Origin of the sequence: Tenacibaculum sp. FZY0031 (assembly GCF_036350695.1) — a bacterium.
Classification (GTDB): domain Bacteria; phylum Bacteroidota; class Bacteroidia; order Flavobacteriales; family Flavobacteriaceae; genus Polaribacter.
In genome coordinates this window covers 21,703-46,954 of the sequence record NZ_JAZDVY010000007.1, presented here as the reverse complement: position 1 = coordinate 46,954, position 25,252 = coordinate 21,703, and the positions used below count along the sequence as shown (strand labels likewise).

Below are 25,252 nucleotides of genomic sequence, written 5' to 3'. Positions count from 1 at the left end.
AACCCAAAGATTAAAAAAACCGATAATGGAACAGAAACTAAACAAAGCAAATATTCAAGATATTGTAGCGCTTAATAATACTCAAAAAGGAATATTAATTGAGTGGATTAAAGGTGCCAAAGATTTATATACAGTTCAAATTTCATTTTCAATCACAGGTACCCTTGATGAATCGTTATTTAAAGAAGCTACAAATTTAGTTCAATTAAATAATGATGCTTTAAGGTCTGTTTTCCGCTGGGAAGGGATAAGTAATCCAATACAAGTTATTTTAAAAGAAACAACTTCTCCCTATAAGTTTATAAACCTTTCTTCACTAAATTCAATAGAGAGAGAAACCAAACTTAACACACTTATTAATGAAGACCGTAAGATTGGATTTAATCTTGTGGAACTTCCTTTGAGAATAGCTTTGATAAAGAAAAGCACAGATGAATACGTACTTACAATTTCACATCATCATGTGCTTTACGATGGATGGAGTACAGGGGTAATATTAAAAGAGCTTTTTGAGACCTATAATTCTTTAAAGGATGGAGAAATACCTCATTTTGCTGCAAAACCAGATTTAAAAAAAGTATATAAGAAAACTGAAATAATACAGTTAAAAGAAGAAAAAGAAACCTTCTGGAAGTCTTATTTGCAAGACTATACCATTTGTGAGTTGTTTACAACCAAAGAGAAGAGAAAAGTAACCAATAGAAGCAAGTTTGTAATTAAAGCTGATTTAGCACCTATTGATGATTTTGCTAATAAAAACCAAGTAACCAAAGCAGCAGTAATTTATGCTGCTTATGGATTATTGCTTCAAAAATATTCAGGAACTAAAGATGTAATCTTTGGAAGATCTCAATCTAACCGTCCTCCTTCGTTAAGAGGAATAGAACATGTTATAGGTAATCTAATCAATATTTTACCGATGCGTATAAAAAGCAACACTACAACATCTTTGTTGCAATTAGTTAAAGATACGCATAGAGGACTTATAGACAATGATAAGCAGTTTGAAGGAACAGCATATTCTGAAATAAAGGAAATAGTTGGACTAAAATCATATGAAGGCTTATTTGATTCGGTAATTGCAATTGAAAATTATCCATTAGATCATAATGTTTTAGGGAAAAACAAACAATTCTCATTACACTTAGCGTCTACCTATGAGAACAATAGTATTCCTTTAACGATAACAGTGTTTTTTAATGAAAATTTAGAAATTGAATTTGATTATGATGAACATTATGGAACCAAAAATCAAATTCAAACCATTGCAGAACATTATAAAGGCTTACTTCGTGCAATAATCACAGATTCCTCTAAAAATTCAGAAGAAGTTTCTTTAATGTCTGAAGAAAACTATAAAGAGTTATTAGTCGATTTTAATAATACGTTAGTTGATTTATCAGATACCGAAACAGTTGTATCTCTTTTCGAAAAACAAAGAAAAACGACTCCCAATGCTATTGCAATTAGAGATGGAGAACTCCTTATGACATATAATGAGTTAGGGATGATTTCAAATCAAATAGCAAACTATCTTTCTCTTAAGAAAGATGTAAAATCAGGCGATTTGGTAGGAGTGATGTTAGAGAGAGAACCAGTATTCATCCCTGTATTATTAGGTTTGTTAAAACTAGGAGCTGGATATGTTCCTATAGATCCAAAATACCCAGCTGAACGAATTAACACAATTATAAAAAGTGCTTGTTTAGAAACTGTTATAACAAGAAAAGAATATGTACCATTAGACGTAGCCTTACCTAAAAGCGTACTAAATCTTAGTGAAGAATACCACCTTATTCTTGAAGAAGAAAAAGAATATCTTTTCAATACCAAGCAATCTGAAATAGCCTATGTTATTTTTACTTCAGGTTCTACTGGGGTTCCAAAAGGTGTAGCTATAGGACACCGTTCTTTTTTAAATTATATTACTTGGGCTTCAAAGTATTATTTAAATGACCAAAAAGGAAACTTTCCCTTATATACTTCTATTTCTTTTGATTTAACTATTACGTCTATTTTCGTTCCTCTTATAAATGGAGGAGAAGTTGTTTTATATAAAGATACAGATGATAGTTTATTAATAGAGCAAGTACTCTTAGATGATAAAGTAGATATAATTAAACTAACCCCTTCTCATTTACGAATTATTAATATAAGTGAGTCTTTAACAGAAAAGTTTATACATAGTAATGTAAAGAAGTTTATTGTAGGTGGTGAAGCTTTAGATTATTCATTAGCAAAATCTATTTCTGAAAAATATAAGGGAAGAATAGAAATATATAATGAATATGGTCCTACTGAAGCAACAGTAGGTTGTATGATTCATAAATTTTCAGAAAAAGAAAAAAATACGGCATCTGTTGCTATAGGAAAACCCATAGCTAACACTCAAATTTATTTATTAGATAAATTTTTAAAGCCAGTAGCCAAAGGAGCTAAAGGAGAAATATACATATCAGGAGAAGGGTTAGCTTTAAAATATCTTAACAGAGAAGACCTTACAAATCAAAGATTTATTTCCAATCCTTTTTCTGAGGGAAAATTAATGTATCGTACTGGAGATCTTGCTTGTTGGAAGAGCGATGGCACAATAGAGTTCTTAGGACGTATTGATGATCAAATAAAATTAAGAGGGTATAGAATAGAGTTAGGAGAAATTGAAAATCAACTATCAACATTTAAAGCAATAAAAGACGTTGTAGTTGTTGAAGTTGTTCATGAAGAAGAAAAACACATAGCAGCGTATTATGTTGGAGAAGAAAAGATAAATCAAAAAACACTTCGTTCTTTTCTTGCAGAAAGACTTCCGTCTTATATGATTCCAACATTCTATATTCATATAGATAGAATTCCATTAACTCATAATGGAAAGCTGGATAAAAGATCATTACCAATCCCTGAGATAGAAACAAGTACGCTTGTTATAAACGAAACATTAACTGAAATAGAACAAAAGATTATTGCTATTTGGTCTTCAATATTAAAAGTTGATGAAAAAAGAATCGGATTAAAATCAAACTTCTTTGAGTTAGGAGGGCACTCATTAAATGCAATCAAGTTTGCCAATATTATATTTAAAGAATTTGAGATAAAGATAACAATTAAGGAAATTTTTGATAATCCTACGGTTAAAGAGTTGGCATCTCTAATACCAAATACAGAAACGACAGAATTTATTTCAATACCTAAGGCATCGTCAAAGCCTTATTATGTGTCTTCTTCTGCACAAACGCGTTTGTATTTTCTCTATACAATGGATAAGAGTTCTACAGCATATAATATGCCCTATGCTGTTAAGATTAAAGGGAATGTAAATAAAGAGCGATTCTCTAAAACATTTGAAGCGTTAATTAATAGACATGAAACGTTAAGAACTCAATTTGATATTATAGAAGGAAATGTTGTACAAATCATTTCAGATGAAATTAACTTTGAGTTACAACATACTAAAGTAGAGGATAATTTAGAATACTTGTGTAGTGAATTTGTACAGCCTTTTAACTTAAACGAAGGTCCTTTATTACGAGCAGGATTATTTGAAATAAATGCAGAAGAATATATATTTATGGTTGACATGCATCATATTGTAAATGATGGATTATCTCATGCTATATTTATAAAAGAATTTATTTCTTTATATAAAGAAGAAGTGCTTCCAAACCTAGAAGTACAATATAAAGATTATGCAGAATGGCAACAGCATGATGATTATAAAAAAATGATTGCTGAAGATAAAGCCTATTGGATGACTGAATTTAATGAAGAAGTCGAGGCGTTAAATTTACCTACTGATTTTACAAGACCTTTAGTAAAAACATATCAAGGAGAAAATCTTAAGTTTAAAATTAATGAGTCTGAAGTTAGCAAACTAAATAAAATTGCAGAAGAAGAAGAAGTGACAATGTTCATGATATTGATGGCAGTATTTAATATTTTACTTAATAAATTAAGTAATCAAAAAGATATTGTAATCGGAACTCCTTCAGCTGGAAGACCACATGCAGAACTTGAAAATATTATAGGAATATTTTTAAATATGCTATCGGTTCGTTCTAAAATTAAGGAAGAAGCATCTTTTACAGAATTTTTAAATTCTGTAAAAGCTACATTGTTAGCATGTTTTGAGCACCAAAAGTATCAGTATGAACAATTAATTGAAGAGCTAAATATAGAAAGAAACCCAAGTCATAACCCATTGTATGATGTTGCTTTTTTCTTTGAAAATTTCGAAACAGAAGAGCTTAAAATTCCCGGTTTAATTTTAGCACCTTACACGTTTGATCATAAAGCATCAAAATTTGATATTGTACTTACCGCTGCTCAAGTAGAAGGAGAGATTGAATTACAATTTGATTATGATGCTGCATTATTTAAGAAGAAAACAATTAAGCGTTTTGCATATTATTTTAAAAGAATAATTAGTGAAGTAACAAACAATCCGGCTATTCAGTTGTTTAATGTTGATGTTTTATCAAGTCAAGAGAAAAATCAATTACTAAATGAGTTTAATACCACTAAAAAAGAGACCCCTAAACTTACAATTGTAGAATTGTTTGCAGCACAAGCTAAGAAGACACCAGATCAAACAGCAATTGTTTTTGAAAGAAGAGAGTTTTCATACAAAGAGGTAGATGAGTTGTCTAATGGTTTTGCTAATTATTTAATAGAAAACTATAGGGTTAAAAATGGAGATATAGTAGGACTTATGACTAACAGGTCTGAATTTACCATAATAACTATTTTAGGAATTTTAAAAGCGGGAGGAGCATACTTGCCTATAGACCCATCCTATCCAAAGGAAAGAAAAGAATATATTCTGAAAGATAGTAAGGCTACACTATTAATTACAGATCAAGATTTTAATTATAACGGTGCATTAATAGCACTTAATACTGAAAACTGGCAACCAGCAGAAAACCTCATAAAACCTAACACCAATACTGTTCTTGATTTGTGTTACATGATTTATACTTCTGGTTCTACAGGAAATCCAAAAGGGGTGATGATTTCACATCAAAACCTAGCCAATTTCTTTATAGGAATGGATGAAAGGTTACCGATATCAACAGAAGAGAGAATGCTAGCAATGACCAGTATCTCTTTTGATATTTCAATTTTAGAGCTTTTATGGACCTTATGTAGAGGAGTTGAAGTTACAATTCACCCTTCAGATGCTTCTCATAACGAGTTAGATCGTTATGTAGAAAACGAGGTGAGTACTATGGATTTTGGTCTCTTCTTTTTTGCTAGTTATAACCATGGGGTTGAAGATGGAAAATATAATTTATTCTTAGAAACAGTTAATTATGCTGATCAGAATGGTTTTAATGCAATTTGGACACCAGAAAGACACTTTCATGAATTTGGAGGATTGTTTCCAAATCCTTCCGTTACCAGTGCAATGTTATCAACAATTACAGAACATGTTGAATTAAGAAGTGGTAGTGTTGTGGTACCTCTTCATTCACCTGAAAGAATCGTAGAGGAATGGGATACCGTAGATCAAATTTCAGGAGGGCGAATAGGCTTGTCGTTTGCTCCTGGGTGGAATCATGATGATTTTTCATTATCTCAATACAGTTATGCAGATAGGCACAAAATAACACATGAAAATATCAATAAAATAAAAGAATTATGGAGAAAGCGTAAAGAAGCCCAGAATAAGACAAATAAAGAACTTTCTATTTGGCTAACAACAGCAGGAAATGAAGCTTCTTTTAGATCTGCAGGGCAAATGGGGGCTAACTTATTAACACATCTGTTAGGACAAGACATTGAAGAATTAAGTAAAAAAATACGTGTTTACAGACAAGCAAGAAAGGAAGCTGGATATGAAGGAGAAGGAAAAGTAGCAGTGATGTTACATACCTATGTAGGAAAAACTATGGAAGAAGTTGAAGCTGTTGTAGAAAAACCTTTTAAAGAATACTTAAGAACTGCTATTGGGGTTAGTAAAATTGTATATCAGGAAGCTGGCTATATAGAAGGAGAATTAACCAAAGAACTTGAAGATAAAATACTTCAAAATGCTGTTAAACGCTATTATAAAACAAGCTCTTTAATTGGAACGAAAAGTACAGCGATAAACATGGTTCAAAAGCTATCGGCAGCTGGCGTAAATGAAATAGGGTGTCTGATAGATTTTGGCGTAGAACAAAAGAAAATAATTGAAGGCCTTGAATACTTAAAAGAGCTTAAAGATGTATTTTCTATACAAAAGAATAATTTACGAAAACCAATATCTGCATTTCAGGCTACACCTTCATATTTAAAGCTGTTGGAAAGTGATAAAGAATCAGAAAAATTCTTAAAATCACTTAAAACTATTTTGGTTGGAGGAGAATCTGTACCGGCTACATTAATTCATAGCTTAAGACAGAAAACTGAGGCTGAGGTGTACAATATGTACGGACCTACGGAAACAACAATTTGGTCAAGTGTAAAACATTTTGAAAAGAACTTAACAAAAGTTACCATAGGAAACCCTATTGCTAATACCCAATTATATGTACTTGATGATAATTTGAAATTATTGCCTCAAGGAGTCATAGGAAATCTTTACATAGGAGGAAAAGGAGTTGCTAAAGGTTATTGGAATCGTGAGGAATTAACTAAAGAAAGATTTATTAGCAATCCTTTCAAGCCGGAAGAGAAAATATATTTTACTGGAGATTTAGCGAAATGGTTACCTAATGGAGAAATGGAATTGTTAGGTAGGGTTGATGATCAAGTTAAAATTCGTGGGTTTAGAATTGAGTTGGGTGAAATAGAAAGCTTATTAAACGAAAATGAGTTCGTAAAAGAGTCGGTGGTTGTAGCTAAAGAATATGAAGGAGAAAAACATTTAGTAGGATATTGTGTACTTTATAAAAACACAGATTCTCTTAAACTCAGAGCATATCTTTCAGATAGGTTACCAAGTTTTATGGTACCAACATTTTTTACGATTCTAGATAAAATGCCATTAACTCCTAATGGTAAAGTTGATAAGAAAAAACTGCCTGAACCAACAGTAGAGGCTGGTGAAAATTATATTGCACCTACTACAAAAGAAGAAAAAATATTAATCAATGTTTGGTCGGAAGTTTTAGGAGTGAATTCTATTGGAGTAATGGATAATTTCTTTTCAGTAGGAGGAGACTCAATAAAATCGATCCAAATAAGTTCTCGAATGCGTAATCTTGGATACGAAGTTTCGGTAAAAGATATTTTTACAAGTCAAACAATTAAAGAATTAAGTTTAAAGTTAAAGAAAACCGAAACAGCTTCGATACAGGAACTCGTTACAGGAGCTCAAGAATTATCTCCTATACAAAGATGGTTTTTCGATCATTCTACCGTTCATCCTCATCATTATAACCAAGGGGTACTACTTAATTTCCCTAAAAAGGTTTCCAAAGAAGAAATAATTAAAGTTTTTACAAAACTTCAAGAGCATCACGACGCTTTACGTTTAATTTTTAAGAAAAAAGAAGAGCAATTAAAAGCGGTGAATAAAGGGGTCGATTTACCTTTAGGGCTTAAAGAGTTTGATCTTACAGAAGAAGAAAATAAGGAAGCAAAATTACTAGAAATAGCGGAGGGAATTCAGTCAGGCATCAACCTTGAAGAGGGACCGCTTATGCAATTGGCACTTTTTAATAATACCAAAACAAGTAAATTACTTATTGTTATTCATCACTTGGTAATTGATGGAATTTCATGGCGAATTTTATTTGAAGATATAGAAACGTTATTTAAACAATTAAGTAATGGGCAAGTTCTAGCATTACCATTAAAAACAGATGCGTTTATATCTTGGCCAGATGCTATAAAGAAATATATGCAAAGCAGTCGTTTTGCAAAAGCGAAAACTTATTGGGAAGATAAAGTAACCTGTTCTTATTCGAAAATACCTAAAGATTTTCCAAAAGGAAATCATAAAGTTCAAGAGCAAAAAACAGTAAAATTCAAACTAACTAAAAGGTTGACAGATGCTCTTTTAACTTCTGTTCATCAGCCTTTTAATACACAAATTAATGACGTTTTATTAACCGCATTAATGTTAAGTGTAAAAGAAAAGTATGGAATTAACAACCTTAAAATAGATTTAGAGGGACATGGTAGAGAAGAAATTTTACCAAATGTTAACATAAATAGAACAGTAGGGTGGTTTACGAGTATTTACCCATTATACTTAAACAGTCAAAGTACAAGTCTTACTGAAAACATTATTGAAACCAAAGAAAGTTTCCGTAAAATTCCAAACAACGGGTTTGATTATTTAATAGCTAAATATTTCAAATCAGAAAGCAATAAAGGGTTTAAAGATGAAGCAGCTCAAATTTTCTTTAATTATTTAGGACAATTTGATGAAGATGTAAAAGATAAATCATTTGACGTTGCTATTGAAGGTATTGGAAATGTTATTTCTCCAGAAGAAACATTACATCACGATTGGGAAATTTTAGGGTTAATAGCTGATGGCTGTTTAGAAATGAAGCTAACGTATAGTTCAAAGCAGTACAAAGAAGAAACAATAACTGAACTCATGAGTTTGTATGAAAATTCATTGATACAGATTATTGCTTTTTGTAGCGCAAAAGACACCATAGAATTAACTCCTTCAGATTTTACATTTAACGACTTATCTCTTTCAGAGTTAAAAGCATTGAAGTTAGAATATCCAACAGTTCAGGATGTTTATAAACTGTCTCCAATGCAAGAAGGAATATTATTTCATACGCTACGCGATGCAAATTCAGATCATTACTTTAACCAAATATCTCATAAAATTACAGATAGGTTAAATACGGAGATCATGGAGCAAAGTATTCAAGAGCTCATGCAACGCTACGATATTCTGAGAACAGCATTTATTTATGATAAATACGATGCTACGTTGCAGCTGGTAATGAAAGAAAGAAAAAGTGATTTTCAGTACTTAGATGTAAGAAGTGAATGTGCTAATACAAAGGATGAAGAGGTCATAGAAAAATATGAAAAGAAAGATAGAAGTAAAAAATTTGATTTAGGAAAGGATACTTTAATAAGAGTAACTGTTCTGAGGTTAGAGGACGAATTGTATCATATTATTTGGAGCTACCATCATATACTCCTTGATGGTTGGAGTTTAGGACTGGTGTTGAAAGATTTTATTCATATTTATGAAAATAAACTTAAAAACATTACAGAAACAAAACCAACCATACAACCATTTAAAAATTACATTAAATGGTTGGAATCAAAAGAAGTAAATGAGGGGTTGAATTTCTGGAAAAAGTATTTAGAAAATTATGAGGAAATAGTCACACTTCCTAGTAAGCAAAAAGAGAATAATAATTTTAAATTAAACTCTAAATATTTTGTAACGACAGATGATGAAATGAAGAATATAATGAAGGTTTCTACTTCATTAGGAGTCTCTGTAAATACAATAATTCAAGGAATTTGGGGGCTAATTTTAGCCAAGTTTAACAATACGAATGATGTGGTATTTGGGTCTATCGTTTCTGGTCGTTCACTAGAATTAGATGGAGTTGAAGATATGGTAGGTTTGTTTATGAATATCATTCCAGTCAGAGTTACTTTTGATTCAGATGCCTCTTTAGTTTCCTTATTTACTAAAATTCAAGAAAAAGCATTAGAAAGTGAAGCTTACCATTACGAATCAATTGGAGAAATTCAGGCTCAAAGTAGTCTAGGGAATAATTTATTTGATCATTTTATAGCTTTTGAAAACTATGCTTTAGATGAGGGACTCCTAGCAGCAGAATCGTTAAATGAAAAAAGAGCGTTTAATATTCAAGATATAAAAGCTTTTGAACAAACTAATTACGACTTAGTAGTAGGTGTATTTCCCGGAAAAAACCTAGCGATAAAATTTGAATATAACGAAAATCATTTTGAGAGAGCATTAATAGATAATATCTGTTCTTATTTAAGGCAAATTTTCGCATCGATACATAAAAGTTTAGATAAAAAGGTTAAAGAGTTTAGCTTCTTGCCTGCTGAGGAGAAAATCCAATTAGAAAAATTTAATCATCACCCTGTTAAATATCCTGAAGGAAAAACAATTGTAGAATTGTTCACTGAACAAGTAAAAAGAAATCCTACTAAAGTAGCAGTAGTTTTTAAAGGGAAAGAAATTACGTTTAAAGAATTAGATGAAAAATCTAACGAGCTAGCTAATTATCTATTAGATACATATCATGTAGAAAAAGGAGATTTGGTATCTATAAAAATAGAGCGAAGTGAATGGATAATTATAACAATTTTTGCAATATTAAAAACAGGAGCTGCATACGTACCAATTGATATAGCATATCCAGAAGAACGTATTCAGTATTTAGAAACCGATTCAAAGTGTAAAGTAAGTATAAATGAAGAGGTTTTACTAGACTTCAAGAATACAACTCCAGTATCAAAGCCCGTACATATCAAATCAACCTCTAAAGATTTAGTGTATGTAGTATATACTTCAGGAAGTACGGGAAATCCAAAGGGAGTTATGATTGAAAATCAGTCAATTCTCAACACTATTTATTTCCAAAAAGAAATTTTTGGAGAGAAAAAGTCAATTCAATTCTTCTCATATTCTTTTGATGCTTTTGCTTGGGAAACATATGCTACACTATTATTTAATGGAACATTGCATATTTTAAGTGATGATTGCAGAAAAAATCCCAAACAGTTTGGAGAGTATATCTTTGATAATGATATAGAAATAGTGACTTTACCTGCTTCCTATCTTGACAAGTTAGACTTGTCTAAGTTAGCCAAAGCAAAAATATTAATGACAGGTGGAGAAGCACCAAGTTATAAGATAGTTACAGAAATTATAAAATATGTAAGATATTACAATGCATATGGGCCTACAGAAGCGAGTGTAACTTCTTCTATTTATGAAATAGAAAATAAAGAAAGAATAAAAAACCAAATAATTCCTATAGGAAAACCTATTCCAAATACAGCGATGTATATTTTAGATGAGACTCATAATCTTCAACCTATTGGAGCAATTGGAGAGTTATATTTAGGAGGAGCAGGCTTGGCAAAAGGCTATTTGAATAGACCCGATTTAACAAATGAAAAGTTTATAAAAAATCCGTTTGTAAACGGAGAGAAAATGTACAAAACGGGTGATTTAGCACGATGGTTACCAGATGGAAACGTTCAGTTTATTGGAAGAAAGGATACGCAAGTAAAATTAAGAGGATATCGAATAGAATTAGGAGAAATTGAAAATGCGTTAATTTCATTACCTTCAATAAATCAAGGAGCAGTGGTAATAATAACTTCGGAACGAGATAAATACTTGGTAGCTTATTATACATCTGATTCTGAATTGAAATCAAAAAATCTGAGGGAAGCACTTAAAAATCGTCTTCCTGAACACATGATTCCTAGTTACTTTAAGGAGTTGTCATCTATGCCATTAACACCCAATGGAAAGATAGATAGAGAAGCTCTTTTAACTTTTTCAGAAAAGGATATTATAAGAAATGAATATGTGCCGGCTAGAAATGAAGTAGAATCTATACTGGTTCGCATTTGGGAAAATGTATTGAATATTGAAAATATAGGAATTACAGATAATTTCTTTGAGTTAGGAGGACATAGTTTAAAAGTTACGCAGCTTATTAATAATATTAATAAAGAACTATCTAGTACTGTAGAAATAAGACAAGTGTTCGAATATCCTACTATAGAAGAGCTAGTAAAAATAATAAATGAAGATACTTATAAACCAATTCCTAAATCGGAAAGTCAAGAGTATTATCCTTTGAGTTCAGCTCAAAAAAGATTGTGGATACTTAGTCAGTTCGAAGGAGGTAGTAAAGCGTATAATATACCAGGAGTTTTACAGCTTGAAGGAAATTTAGACATTCCTAAATTAGAACAAGCATTTAAATTAATATTTCAACGTCACAGTAGTTTAAGAACAAGTTTTTTAGAGGTGAATGGAGAGATAGTACAACAAGTAATAAATGCTAAGAACTTTACATTTGAATTAGAAAAACAAGCAGTAGACCACAAAAATCTTGATAAAGAAATTAAAACATTCTTAGAAGAAGAAATAGATTTATCAGGAGCTTCTCTTTTAAAAATAAAATTACTCAAGCAAGAAGATAAAACATATTACCTAGTATTGAGTCTTCACCATACTATGGGTGATGGTTGGTCAATGCAAGTATTATCTGAAGAACTAATGTATTTATATAACCAATTAGTTACTGGTAATAAAATAGAATTTCCAAATCTGAATATTCAATACCATGATTACGTATTGTGGAATATTGAAAAGAAAAAGAACCCTGAGTTTAGCAAAGTGGAAGATTATTGGATTTCTAAATTATCGGGTAACCTACCTGTTTTAGAGTTGCCTACTGAAAAAATAAGACCTTTAATAAAAACGTATCAAGGACATACATTAACACATGTTTTTAGTAATGAGTTGTATACAAACATAGGTTTGTTTAATGAGCGTCAGAAGTCAACTCTTTTTATGACTTTGTTAGCAGGAATTAATGGATTGTTTTATAGGTATACTAATAATTCGGATATCATTTTAGGAACATCAATAGCAGGAAGAACACATGCAGATTTAGAAAACCAGATAGGTTTGTTTTTAAATACTTTGGCTATCAGAACAACCTTCAATAAAGAGGGGAATTTTGAAGATTTAGTTGAAACACAAAAAAGAACACTTTTAGAAGCATATGAAAATCAAGAATACCCATTTGATGATTTAGTTGAAAAATTAAATTTAAATAGAGATACCTCTAGAGCTGCATTATTCGATGTAATGGTAGTACTACAAAATCAGGAAGACATTGCTATTGAATTAGAAAATATTTCAGTAAAGCCTTATGAAAAACATCTTAGAAATGTAAGTCAATTTGATATTACTTTTTCATTTAAAGAGGAAAATGAGCGGCTATTTGTACTGTTAGAATATAATACAGATATTTATGAAGAGTCTTTCATAAGTAGAATGTTAACACATTTAGAATCCTTTTTAACAAATGCTATTCTAAATTCTCAACAACAGATAAATGAAATAAATTATTTATCTACAAAAGAGAGAAACACTCTTTTAAAAGAGTTTAACAATCCAGGTTTCGCAAAGAAAGATATTGATGAAACGCTGTTAGATCTTATTGCCAAACAGGTAGCATTAACCCCAAATGCAGAAGCATTAGTTTTTAATAACAAATCTATAACATACAAAGAGCTAGATGAAATGTCGAATTCTTTAGCTAACTATTGTGTAGAGAATCATAGCATTACACCAGGAACCTTAATCGGTATTCAAATGGAGAGAAGCGATGTAATGGTTATTGTTTTGTTATCGATATTAAAAATGAGGTGCGCTTACGTGCCAATTGATATCAATTATCCATTAAAAAGGAAACAAAATATAGTAAAAAACAGTGGTGTAAAACACTTGTTTTCGAGTGAGTCTATAGAAGAAGTAGAGGAAGAGTTGATTGTTATTAATATTAAAGAAAATTGGAATACAATACTCAATTATTCTACAAAATTCAAAGAGCATGTTCAATTAGATGACCTTGCATATATTATTTATACTTCTGGGTCAACTGGTATTCCAAAGGGAGTAGCAATACAACATAAATCACTAGCTAATTATGTCTGTTCATTTGAAGAAAATCTAGGTAACTTCCCTTTCTATACAACAATTTCTTTCGACTTAACCGTAACTATTTTTGTTCCTTTGACTAAAGGAGATAGTGTTGTTATTTACCCAGAGAATACATCTAACAGCTTAATAGAAGATATTATTATAGATAACAAGGTGGAGGGTATAAAACTAACTCCTTCTCACTTACGTATGCTTGTTGCAAGTAGTAAGTTAACTTCTTACTTTGAAAAAAGTAAGCTAAAAATAATGATTGTAGGAGGAGAAGCTCTTGAATATGCTTTAGCAAAAGAAGTATACGATAAATTTAAAGGAAAAGTCACTATTTATAATGAATACGGACCTACTGAAACAACTGTAGGATGTACAATCCATCAGTTTTCTGTAACTGAAAAAGCAGTATCGGTATCTATTGGAAAACCAATATTAAATACAGAAATATACATACTGAATGAAGCACTTCAGCCTATGCCAATAGGAGTTGTAGGAGAATTGTTTATAGCAGGTTTAGGATTGGCTAAGGGGTATTATAATCAACAAGAACTTACAGATAAAAAGTTTGTTTCTAATCCATTTATAGAGGGTCAGAAAATGTATCGTTCTGGAGATTTAGCTTGCTGGACAAAAGAAGGAACACTGAAATTTGTAGGACGTATAGATGACCAGATTAAGTTAAGGGGCTATCGTATAGAGTTGGGAGATATAGAAAATAACTTAATGGAATTTCCTGAAGTTAAGGATGCTGTTGTTACTCTTAAAAGTATAGGGAATACAGAACACTTGGTGGGGTATTACATAGCAAACGACAATATAGAACCCCTTCGTTTCAGAGAATTTTTATCTACAAGACTGTTAGGGTATATGATTCCTCATTACTATCATAAATTAGATGCTATACCATTAACACCTAACGGAAAATTAGATAAAAAAGCACTACCTATTCCAGAAGGTAATAGGGAAATGAGTTTAGAGTTGCCAGAAACTCCTGAAGAAAAATTATTAACAAAAGTTTGGTGTGAGGTACTTGGAATACAGGTTGTTGGGATTTATGATAATTTCTTTTCTGTTGGAGGAGACTCTATAAAATCAATTCAAATAAGTTCAAGACTTAGAAATTTAGGATATGATATTCCTGTTCGTACTTTAATGTCTGTTTTTACAATAAAAGAACAAGCAAAATCATTAAAACCTATTGAAATTTATTCTGACCAATCGGAGGTAACAGGAGTAATCCCGTTAACAGGCATACAAGAGTGGTTTTTCAAAAAGAATAAAGCATACAAAGAACACTACAACCAGTCGGTGATGTTAAAATTTAACACAACGCTAAGTGTAGAAGAGGTACAGTTAATTTTATCTAAAATTACAACACATCATGATGTCTTAAGAGCAACATTTAGATTAGAAGAGGAAGTGATTCAAGAAATAGTTTCTCCAGAGATGGATATATTTATTGATGAACATAGCTTTGAGAAATCAATGAACTATGAGGAAGAAATAATTCGTAGAGTTAATGAACTTCAAAGTACAATTAATCTCACAGATGGTCCCTTGTTAAAAATAGGTCTTTATCATTTAGAGTCAGAGAGTTATTTGTTTATAGCAATCCACCATTTAATAGTTGATGGAATTTCTTGGAGAATTTTATTAGAAGATTTTGAAACGCTATATAATCAGGTTAAAACAGATAAAGAACTAGAGTTACCGTTAAAAACAGATTCTTTTAAGCTTTGGGCAAAAAAAGTAAAAGAATATCTACAGGGAGCCGCATTTACTAACAGTGTTAAATATTGGGAAAAGGAAGACAAAAAAGAAACATCACACATAAAAAGAGATCGAGAAGAAGGCAACAATAGTTATTTAACGTCTAAGAAGATTGCGTTTAATTTAAATGAAGCAGCAACAAAACGTTTATTAACTAAAGCTCATTTAGCATTTAATACACAGGTAAACGATTTATTATTAGCCGCATTTATCAATGCAGTAGCCGCTGAGTACGATATAAATCATATCCGAATGGATATGGAAGGTCATGGACGAGAAGAGTCTTTTATTAATAATAATATTGGTAGAACAGTAGGATGGTTTACAAGTATTTACCCTGTAACATTCTCTACTTCACATAATACGATTTCTTCACTAATTAAATCGGTTAAGGAAGGACTGAGAAGCATTCCTATGAAGGGAGCAGACTACTTGCTGTACAATAATTTAGAAAGTACAACAGTAGAAGGAAGAAGAACCTCACAAGTGAGTTTCAATTATTTAGGGCAGTTCGATACAGATGTAGAGAACAAAAGTTTTGAAATTGTACCTAATTTGAAAGGAGAAGATATTCATCTTCATAATGAAAGAGATTATGATTGGGATATTTTAGGAATGGTTGTTTCTGGAAAGTTAGAAATTCAATTACTATATAATACAAACCATTTTCACGATGCTACGATTTCTCGTTTAATGAGTAAGTATCAAGCTTCTTTAGAAAAGGTAATTAATTATTGCTGTGATTATAAGGGAAGAGAATTAACACCGTCAGATTTAACTTACAGTAAGTTAAGCATTACAGATGTTAATCATCTACAAAGTAAGTTCAAAGTCTTAGATGTGTATCCTTTATCTTCTATGCAGGAAGGGATGATGTATCATTCTTTGTTAGACCCAAAAACATCTCATTATTTCGAACAGGTAAGTTGTAAAATAGAAGGAGAATTAAATATATCAGTAGTACGCAAAACACTCAACTACTTGTTAAAGCGTCACGATGTTTTAAGAACGGTGTTTTCAGATGAGTTTGATAGATCTCTGCAAATAGTTTTAGATCAAGAAGAATTCGATTTTTCTCTAATAGATATGCGTCAAAGTGTGGATGGAGAAAAAATAGAAGAGCTAATAGAAGCGTATAGAATTAAAGACAGAAACAATAAATTTAACCTTTTACAAGGCTCGTTAATTCGCTTAACTGTATTACAAATAAGTAACACATCATTTGAATTTATATGGAGTTATCATCATATATTAATGGACGGATGGTGTATAGGAATTTTATTACAAGAATTTGAACAAGTGTATAAACACTTCACAAATAAAACGAGTATTGAATTACCTGTTGTTAAGCCGTATTCAAATTACATCTCATGGATAGAAAAAAGAGATAAAATTAAACTATCTAACTATTGGAGTACTTACTTAGCAGGTTATGACACCTTAGCAACTATTCCGAAAAAAGGTAATGAATCTCAAGAAAAAAATAAACAAGCAGTTTATGAACACTATATAAGTTCAGAAGTAGTAACATCGTTACAAACGCTTTCTAGAGAACAGGGAGTTACGTTAAATAATATAATTCAAACTTCTTGGGGTATTGTATTGTCAAGATATAACAATACAAGAGATGTAGTATTTGGAACAGTGGTTTCTGGACGTCCTTCGGAAATAGAGGGCGTGGAAAATATGATAGGATTATTTATCAACACCATTCCTGTTAGAATTAGTTATAATGAAGACACTACAGTTAGTGAACTTCTAGCAAATACACAGAAGAAAGCATTAGAAAGCGATGAATATCAACATTATTCTCTGGCAGAAATTCAAGGAATAAGTGAATTAGGAAGAAACTTATTAGATCATATCATAGTCTTTGAAAATTTACCCGTAAGTAATAAAGACTTACCAAATAATCTAGGTAATGAGAAAGCTCCTTTTACGATAGAAGAATCTCAGGTTTTTGAAGAAACCAATTATGACTTAACGCTAGTAGTTGTACCGGGAAAAGATCTACGATTTAAGTTTTTATATAACAATGCTGTATTTTCAAAAGAATTTATTTCAAAAATTAGTGAGCATTTAACAAATGTGTTGCATGAAATTTTAACGAGTTCTAAAAACAGTAAAGTAAGGCAAGTTGAAATTTTGTCTAATGAAGAAAAGTTACAGCTAACTACTGGTTTTAACAATACTCATTTAGAGTTCACTCCAAATGAAACAATTATGTCGCTATTTGTTGAGCAAGTAGCAAAAAATCCAAATAAAACTGCCTTGTATTATAAGGGTAAAGAGATGACTTACGGTGAGTTGGATGCTCTTTCAAATCAAATAGCCAATTATTTAATTAGTGAAAAAGGCATAAATCAAGGAGACTTAATTGGGGTGTATTTAGAGCGAGATTTACTTCTTGTACCCTTACTGTATGGAATCTTAAAATCTGGGGCAGCATACTTACCCTTAGACACCAATAATCCTATAGAAAGAATTCAAACAATTATTAAAGATTCGAAAGTTAGACTGCTACTTTCTATAGAAAAGTTTGAAGCGGAGTTAGCTACTGTTTCTACAGAGAAAATATACTATGAAACAATAGAAAATTTAGTTTTAAATCAGGCTTGTACGATAGAACTGAAGGTGTCTTCAAATGATTTAGCATACGTGATTTATACTTCAGGATCAACTGGAATGCCAAAAGGAGTTATGGTTGCACATCATTCAGTTGTGAATTTAGTGCAATCTATGCAAGAGAAGTATCCGCTAACATTTAAAGATAGTTATTTATTAAAAACAAATTATGTTTTTGACGTGTCTGTAGCTGAGTTATTTGGATGGTATCTTGATGGAGGTACATTAATCATTTTACCAAAAGGCGAAGAAAAAGAACCGTTAAAAATGATGAAAGCCATACAAGAAAATCAAGTTACTCATGTTAATTTTGTGCCTTCATTATTTGCTGTTTTCCTTGAGGAAATAGAGAATAACTCTCTAGAGGTAATAAAAAGCTTAAAACATATTTTCTTAGCAGGAGAAGCACTTCCATTAAGCCTTATAAAACGTTTTTATGCTTTAAAAACGAATATTTCACTAGAAAATATTTATGGGCCTACAGAAGGTACCATTTATAGTAGTTGGTACACAACAACAGGAAATGAAAATTCTGTAAATGTACCTATTGGAAAACCTATTAGCAATGTGTTGCTTTATGTTTTAGATACTTTTAATAATCCGCAACCAATAGGAGTTCCAGGTGAATTGTGTATTGCAGGAGAAGGAGTAGCACTTGGTTACCTCAATAGAGCTGATTTAACTGAAAGTAAATTTGTTAAAAATCCATTTGATACTAGTAAAAAAATGTACCGTACAGGAGATTTGGTACGCTGGTCTGATAGTGGAAATATAGAGTTTTTAGGAAGAATTGATGATCAGATAAAACTAAGAGGGTATCGAATTGAACTAGGAGAAATAGAAAATTATTTGGTTAAATATTCACCAATAAAAGAGGGAGTTGTACTTGTTCAAGAACACGGAGAACAAAAAAACTTAGTGGCCTATTATGTTTCAAATGAAGAAGTAAATGAACAAAATCTTAGAGAATATTTAGTAAATAACCTCCCAGAGTATATGGTCCCTAGTCAATACATTGCACTAGAAGAAATGCCATTAAATGCTAGTGGAAAGCTGGATAAAAAGGCGTTGTTAAAAACAGCAAAAACAATAAAATCAGCCTATGTTTTAGCAACATCTTCAGAAGAGAAGGTATTAGTTAATGTGTGGAAATCTGTATTAGGAATAGACCATGTAGGAATAACAGATCATTTCTTTTCATTAGGAGGAGATTCCATAAAATCGGTACAAATTAGTTCTCGTCTAAGAGCATTAGGAAAAGAATTACCAGTTAAAACAATCATGACTTTACCTACAATTATTGAACAAGCAAGAGCCATTCAATCTATTGAGGTTATAGCAGATCAATCAAAAATTGTCGGAGAGGTGCCTTTAACAGGTATTCAACAATGGTTCTTTAAGGAGTCTGATTTTAATTCTCAACACTACAATCAATCTGTAGCCTTAAAGTTCAACGACGGAATAACTTTAAATGAAGTAAAACAAGTATTTCAAAAGTTAGTTGAACATCACGATGTTTTAAGAACAAAATTTGTAGATGATGGGGCACATAAAAAACAGGTAATTGAAGAAACAATAACATTAGAGATAGAAGAGAAAAACTTCAAGAGTCAAGGAAACTTCCAAGAGTTAATATTAGCAGAAAGTAATAAACTTCAAAGAGAAATAATTCTTCAAGAAGGGCCATTATTTAAAGTAGGATACTTTGAAACAGATGAAGGAACCTACTTAGTTGTAATTATTCATCATTTAATAATTGACGGTATTTCTTGGCGTATTTTATTTGAAGATATGGAAACGCTTCATCAGCAAATTAAAAACAAGGAAGCATTAGCGTTACCATTAAAGAGCGATTCTTTTAAACTTTGGGCAGATAAGCTTGAGACTTATAAAAGGTCTAATGAATTTAAAAAACAAAAAGGATATTGGGAGGAAGTTATGCAGAAACCTTTTGTGAAAATCCCCAAAAACAATACTGTTTCTAATACTTATAAAAAGGCTCAAAGTATTCGTTTTTCTCTTAACAAAGAGTTGACCGAAACATTACTTACAGATGTTCATAAACCGTTCAATACACAAATTAACGATATACTTTTGGCGAGCTTTACAAAAGCTTTCGCAAACCAGTTCGGTATCGATTTATTAAAGATTGATCTAGAAGGCCACGGTAGAGAAGAGAGTATATCTAATGTTAAAATAGATAGAACGGTAGGATGGTTTACGACTATATATCCTGTAAGTTTCCATGTTCATAAAAATTTAAAGTCTCATATTAAAGAAACAAAAGAAACGCTTCGCGGGGTTCCAAATGGTGGTTTGGACTATCTTTTACTTACATACCTTGAAGAAGAGCATAGTGTTGAAGAAAATAAAGCTCAGATTAGCTTTAACTACCTAGGGCAATTTGATACTGATATAGAAGGAAAAAGCTTTGAAATAGTAGATGGACTTTCAGGTGACGATGTTGCATTAGAAAGCAAGAGACCTTACGATGTTGAAATAACAGGAATTGTTACATCAAAACAATTAGAAATACGCTTAACATATGGAGAAGAAGAATTTGATGCTGTTGAAATGGAATCTCTGATGCTGTCTTACCAAAAATGTTTAGAAGAGACGATTGTTTATTGTATGCATTTGGAAACGAAAGAAGTAACCCCTTCAGATCTTACATATAATAAATTAAGTATTTCCGAAGTAACAAATCTGCAAAAACGATATGATTTACAAGATGCATATCTACTCTCACCAATGCAAGAAGGAATGTTCTTCCATTCAATATATGATGATTTGTCTGAAAATTATTTTGAACAAGTAACATGTCATATAGAGGGGGATGTAAATATCAAAACAGTGTCCGATACTTTAGAGTACTTACTAGCACGTCATGATATTTTACGAACAAATTTCTTTCACGAAGGTCTAGACCAACCATTACAGTTTGTGAAGAATCATCAGCAACTAGATTTTACATATGTGAAAATTATTGATGAGGTTGCAAATAGTAGTGAAGAAAAAGTGTTAGAAAAGTACAAAACAAAAGACAAAGCTAGAAAGTTCGATCTTACAAAAGGTGCTTTAATGCGTTTAACAGTACTTGAAACTACAGAAAAATCATTTGCGTTTATTTGGAGTTATCACCATATTCTTATGGATGGATGGTGTATGGGAATCATTGTAAATGAGTTTAAAGAGGTTTACGAACAATTCATAAATGGTAAACCAATAAAGTTGCCAGAAATATCTCCTTATGTAAACTATATCTCATGGTTACAAAAAAGAGAAAAAGAAGTATCAGCTAATTATTGGAAAAAATATTTAGCAGGGTTTGATACAGTTACAACATTTCCTCAAAAGCAAGTTAAAAGAGAAGGGTACAACCAAGTAAGTGATGGTTTTGTTTTAGATGAAATACAAACCAAAACATTGCATAATGTATCGAGAAAATACGGAGTTAGTCTTAATACACTAATACAAACAGCTTGGGCAATGGTACTTAGCAGATACAATACAACTACAGATGTTGTGTTTGGATCAGTAGTTTCTGGGCGTCCTGCAGAATTGGCAGGAATAGAGAACATGCTTGGTTTATTTATCAATACAATTCCTGTAAGAATTCGATTTGAAGAAGGAGAAAATATAGAGGATGTATTGAAAAAGGTACAACTTAATGCTTTGGAGAGTGAAGAATATCAGTACCATCCTTTATCAGAAATACAAGCATTAAGTGAATTAGGAAGAGACCTTTTAGATCATATTTTAATTTTTGAAAACTTCCCCATAGGAAAACAAGTTGCCAATAATACTAAAGAACAAACGGGCTTTGAGGTAACCAGCATACAAAGTGAAGTACAAATTAACTATAATTTGAACATAAAAATATTACCATTTGAAACAACAGAAATTCTGTTTGATTATAATGAGAATATTTATGAAGAAGTTCTGATAAAAGAGTTAATAAGTGCCTTTAGAAATAGTATAGAAGCAATTATTAAAGAGGAAGAAAAGCCAATATTACATCTAGAGATACTTTCAAGTAATCAATTACAAAAAGTAAAAGATGAATTGCGTAAAGACCTTAGCAAAGGAATTATAGAAAAAACAATTCAAGAAACATTATCTATTGGTTTAAATAACAACCCTACTAAATGTGCAATCGTGTACAAAGGGGCGGAAATTAGTTATGCTTTATTAGAAGAAGAGTCCACTAAAATAGCAAACTCTTTAATAGAAGCTAAAATCCCTGAAAATACTTATGTAGGAATATTGTGTGAAGATCGTCATCTTCTAATTGCCGCAATGATAGGAGTTTTAAAGGCCAAACTAGCGTTTGTTCCTTTGGAATTTGGGTTGCCTCAAGAACGATTATCTTCAATTTTAGAGCAAACACAAAGCCAATATGTTTTAACAGATCAAAAGATGGGTTCAATTGAAAAGCTTCAACGAACCACAAAGGCTACTTATTTAGATATTCCATTCATTTTAGAAACTGAAGAAAAAACACTGGTAGAAAAACGAACGTACGAATTAAATGACCCTGTGTATGTTTATTTTACATCAGGATCTACAGGGAAACCTAAAGGTGTTATAGGAAGAAATAAGGGATTAGAGCACTTTATCTCATGGGAAATAAACACTTTTGGTATAGATGATTCTTTCCGATTTAGCCAATTTACAAACCCAGGATTTGATGTGTTCTTAAGAGATGTATTTGTACCGCTATGTGCCGGAGCAACTATATGTATTCCAGAAAAAGATTTACTCCTTACAGGAGACGTATTGAGCTCTTGGATAGATGAAAATGAAATTTCATTAATACACTGTGTGCCTAGTTTCTTTAAAATATTCAATACCCAAAGCGTAGAGAAGTCATTATTCACTAAACTTAAGTATATTCTACTTGCAGGTGAAAAAATTGTTCCGTTCGAACTACAAAACTGGTTCAATAAATTTAAAGATAAAGTACAGTTAGTAAATATTTATGGTCCAACTGAAACAACATTAGCAAAAGGCTACTATTTAATTCAACCAGAAGATAAGGACAAGAAATATATTCCAATAAAATCAATAATAGGAGCTCAGTTTGTAATACTTGATTCGTCTTTAAACGTATGCCCAGCAGGAGTTGTTGGAGAAATTTACATTCGTACACCTTATAGAAGTTTAGGGTATTTAAATCTTCCTGAAGAAAATAACAAAGTATTTATAAAGAATCCTTATGGAGATGGTGAACAAGATATTTTATACAAAACAGGAGATCTTGGAAAAAAAGACAGAACAAACACAATTGAGATTTTAGGAAGAATAGACCGACAGGTAAAAATTAGAGGAATACGTGTTGAATTAGACGATATTAAGCAAAACATTCTCAATTATAAAGGGATAACAGAAGCGGTAGTAGTTGTTAGGCAAAATGCTGAAAATGAGCAATACATTTGTGCATATTATATTGAAAAAGAAGAAATAAATGTAGCTGAATTAAGAGCTTTTATAAGAGATGTGCTACCTAATTATATGGTACCTTCTTTCTTTATTCCTATAACTACCGTTCCATTAAATGTGAATGGAAAACTAAATATAAAAATGTTACCTGAACCTATGTTAATTAATACAACTGTAGAGGTAGCAACAAATGAAACACAAGAAAAACTAATTGAAATTTGGTCTGAAATATTAAAAATTTCAACAGAAGACATAGGGATTACAAATTCATTTTTTGAATTGGGAGGGCACTCAATTAAAGCTTTCCATTTAATGTCTGGTATTCAGAAAGAATTTGGAGTAAAGCTAAAGTTGAAAGATATTTTTGAGCATACAACGATTATTGAGTTATCTCAAATAATAAAAAATACTCAGCCAAAAGAAGAAACAAAACAAATTAAAAACATAGGTGAGAAAGAGTTGTACTTACTATCTCCTGCTCAAAATAGAATGTTTTATCAGCAGATGCTGCACGAAGGAAGCGTAGCCTTTAATATTTCTATTCCAATTAAAATTAATGGAGAAGTTGTAAAAGAAAAGTTAGAAAATACACTTCGACAATTAGTAAAGCGACATGAAAGTTTAAGAACAGGTTTTGTGTTATCAGAAGAAGGAATCTTCCAGAAAATTTATGGAGCAGAAGAATTTAAACTGGAAATTCTGAACCTAGAAAATTATGATAACGCACAAGAAGCATTTTTAAGTTTTATCCGTCCGTTCGAGCTTACAAGTCACTCTCTTTTTAGAGCAGGTCTATTAAAAGATAGTGATTTAGGAGATTTACTTTTCATAGATATTCATCACATTGTAGCAGATGGAACTTCTGTAAACATCCTAGTTCATGATTTTATCGATATGTATCAAGAAAATACATTGGAAGATTTAGAACTACGTTATGTAGACTACGCACATTGGATGCAAGATATGGGAGCTGAGCTTGAGCAACAGAAAAATTATTGGTTTAATCAGCTTTCTGGAGAGTTACCGTATTTAGATCTGCCTACTGATATTGATTCGTCTGAGAAGAAAGCGTTTTTAGAAGCAGAAGAAAAAGAAATTTATGTTAATGTAGAAAAGTATCAAGAATTAACAAAAGCAGCTAAAGAATTTGAGGTTTCAGAATTCATGTTGTTACTATCTGCTTACTACATCTTGTTGTCTAAAATTTCTGGAAACCATGATATAATTATTGGAACAGATATCGTAGGTAGAGCACATAATCAACTCAATACAATAGTTGGAACATTTGTGAACGTTTTACCATTACGATTTAGAATACAGCCAGAAGCCTCTTACCTTAATTTATTGTCTGAAATTAAAAAAGTAGTATTAGAAGCTTATGATAATCAAGATTATCAATACGACCAATTAGTTTCAGAACTACATAAAGACGGAAGTATTGGAGGAAGAGCAATGATTAAGGTACACTTTGCTTTTATGAATACTTTGTTAATAGCTTCTGATAAAACCAATGCTTTTGAACACCTTCCTCTTAAAAGTAAAAGAAGTTCACGAAAAGATTATGAATTCAAAATAGAAGTAAGAGAAAAAGAGGAAACCATAGGTATTGCATTTATTTATGACCCCAATTTATATAGTAATAGTACGATGGAAGTTTTTATGAATTTCTATTACAATATTTTAATGACTATTATCAACAATCCTCAGCAAGCGATTAAAGATATTAAACTAGAACAGTCAGAAAGCTTTATTAAAGAACAAATTAATTACTAAAAGTCA

General features: G+C 31.2%; 1 protein-coding gene. It reads left to right on the top strand.

Annotated elements, in window-relative coordinates; genetic code table 11:
• The first annotated feature begins 25 nt into the window (after positions 1–25).
• On the top strand, positions 26–25,246 hold the full coding sequence (locus V1T75_RS10915; RefSeq protein ID WP_330488577.1) for a non-ribosomal peptide synthase/polyketide synthase: 25,221 nt from the start codon (positions 26–28) through the stop codon (positions 25,244–25,246).
• Positions 25,247–25,252: the final 6 nt, after the last annotated feature.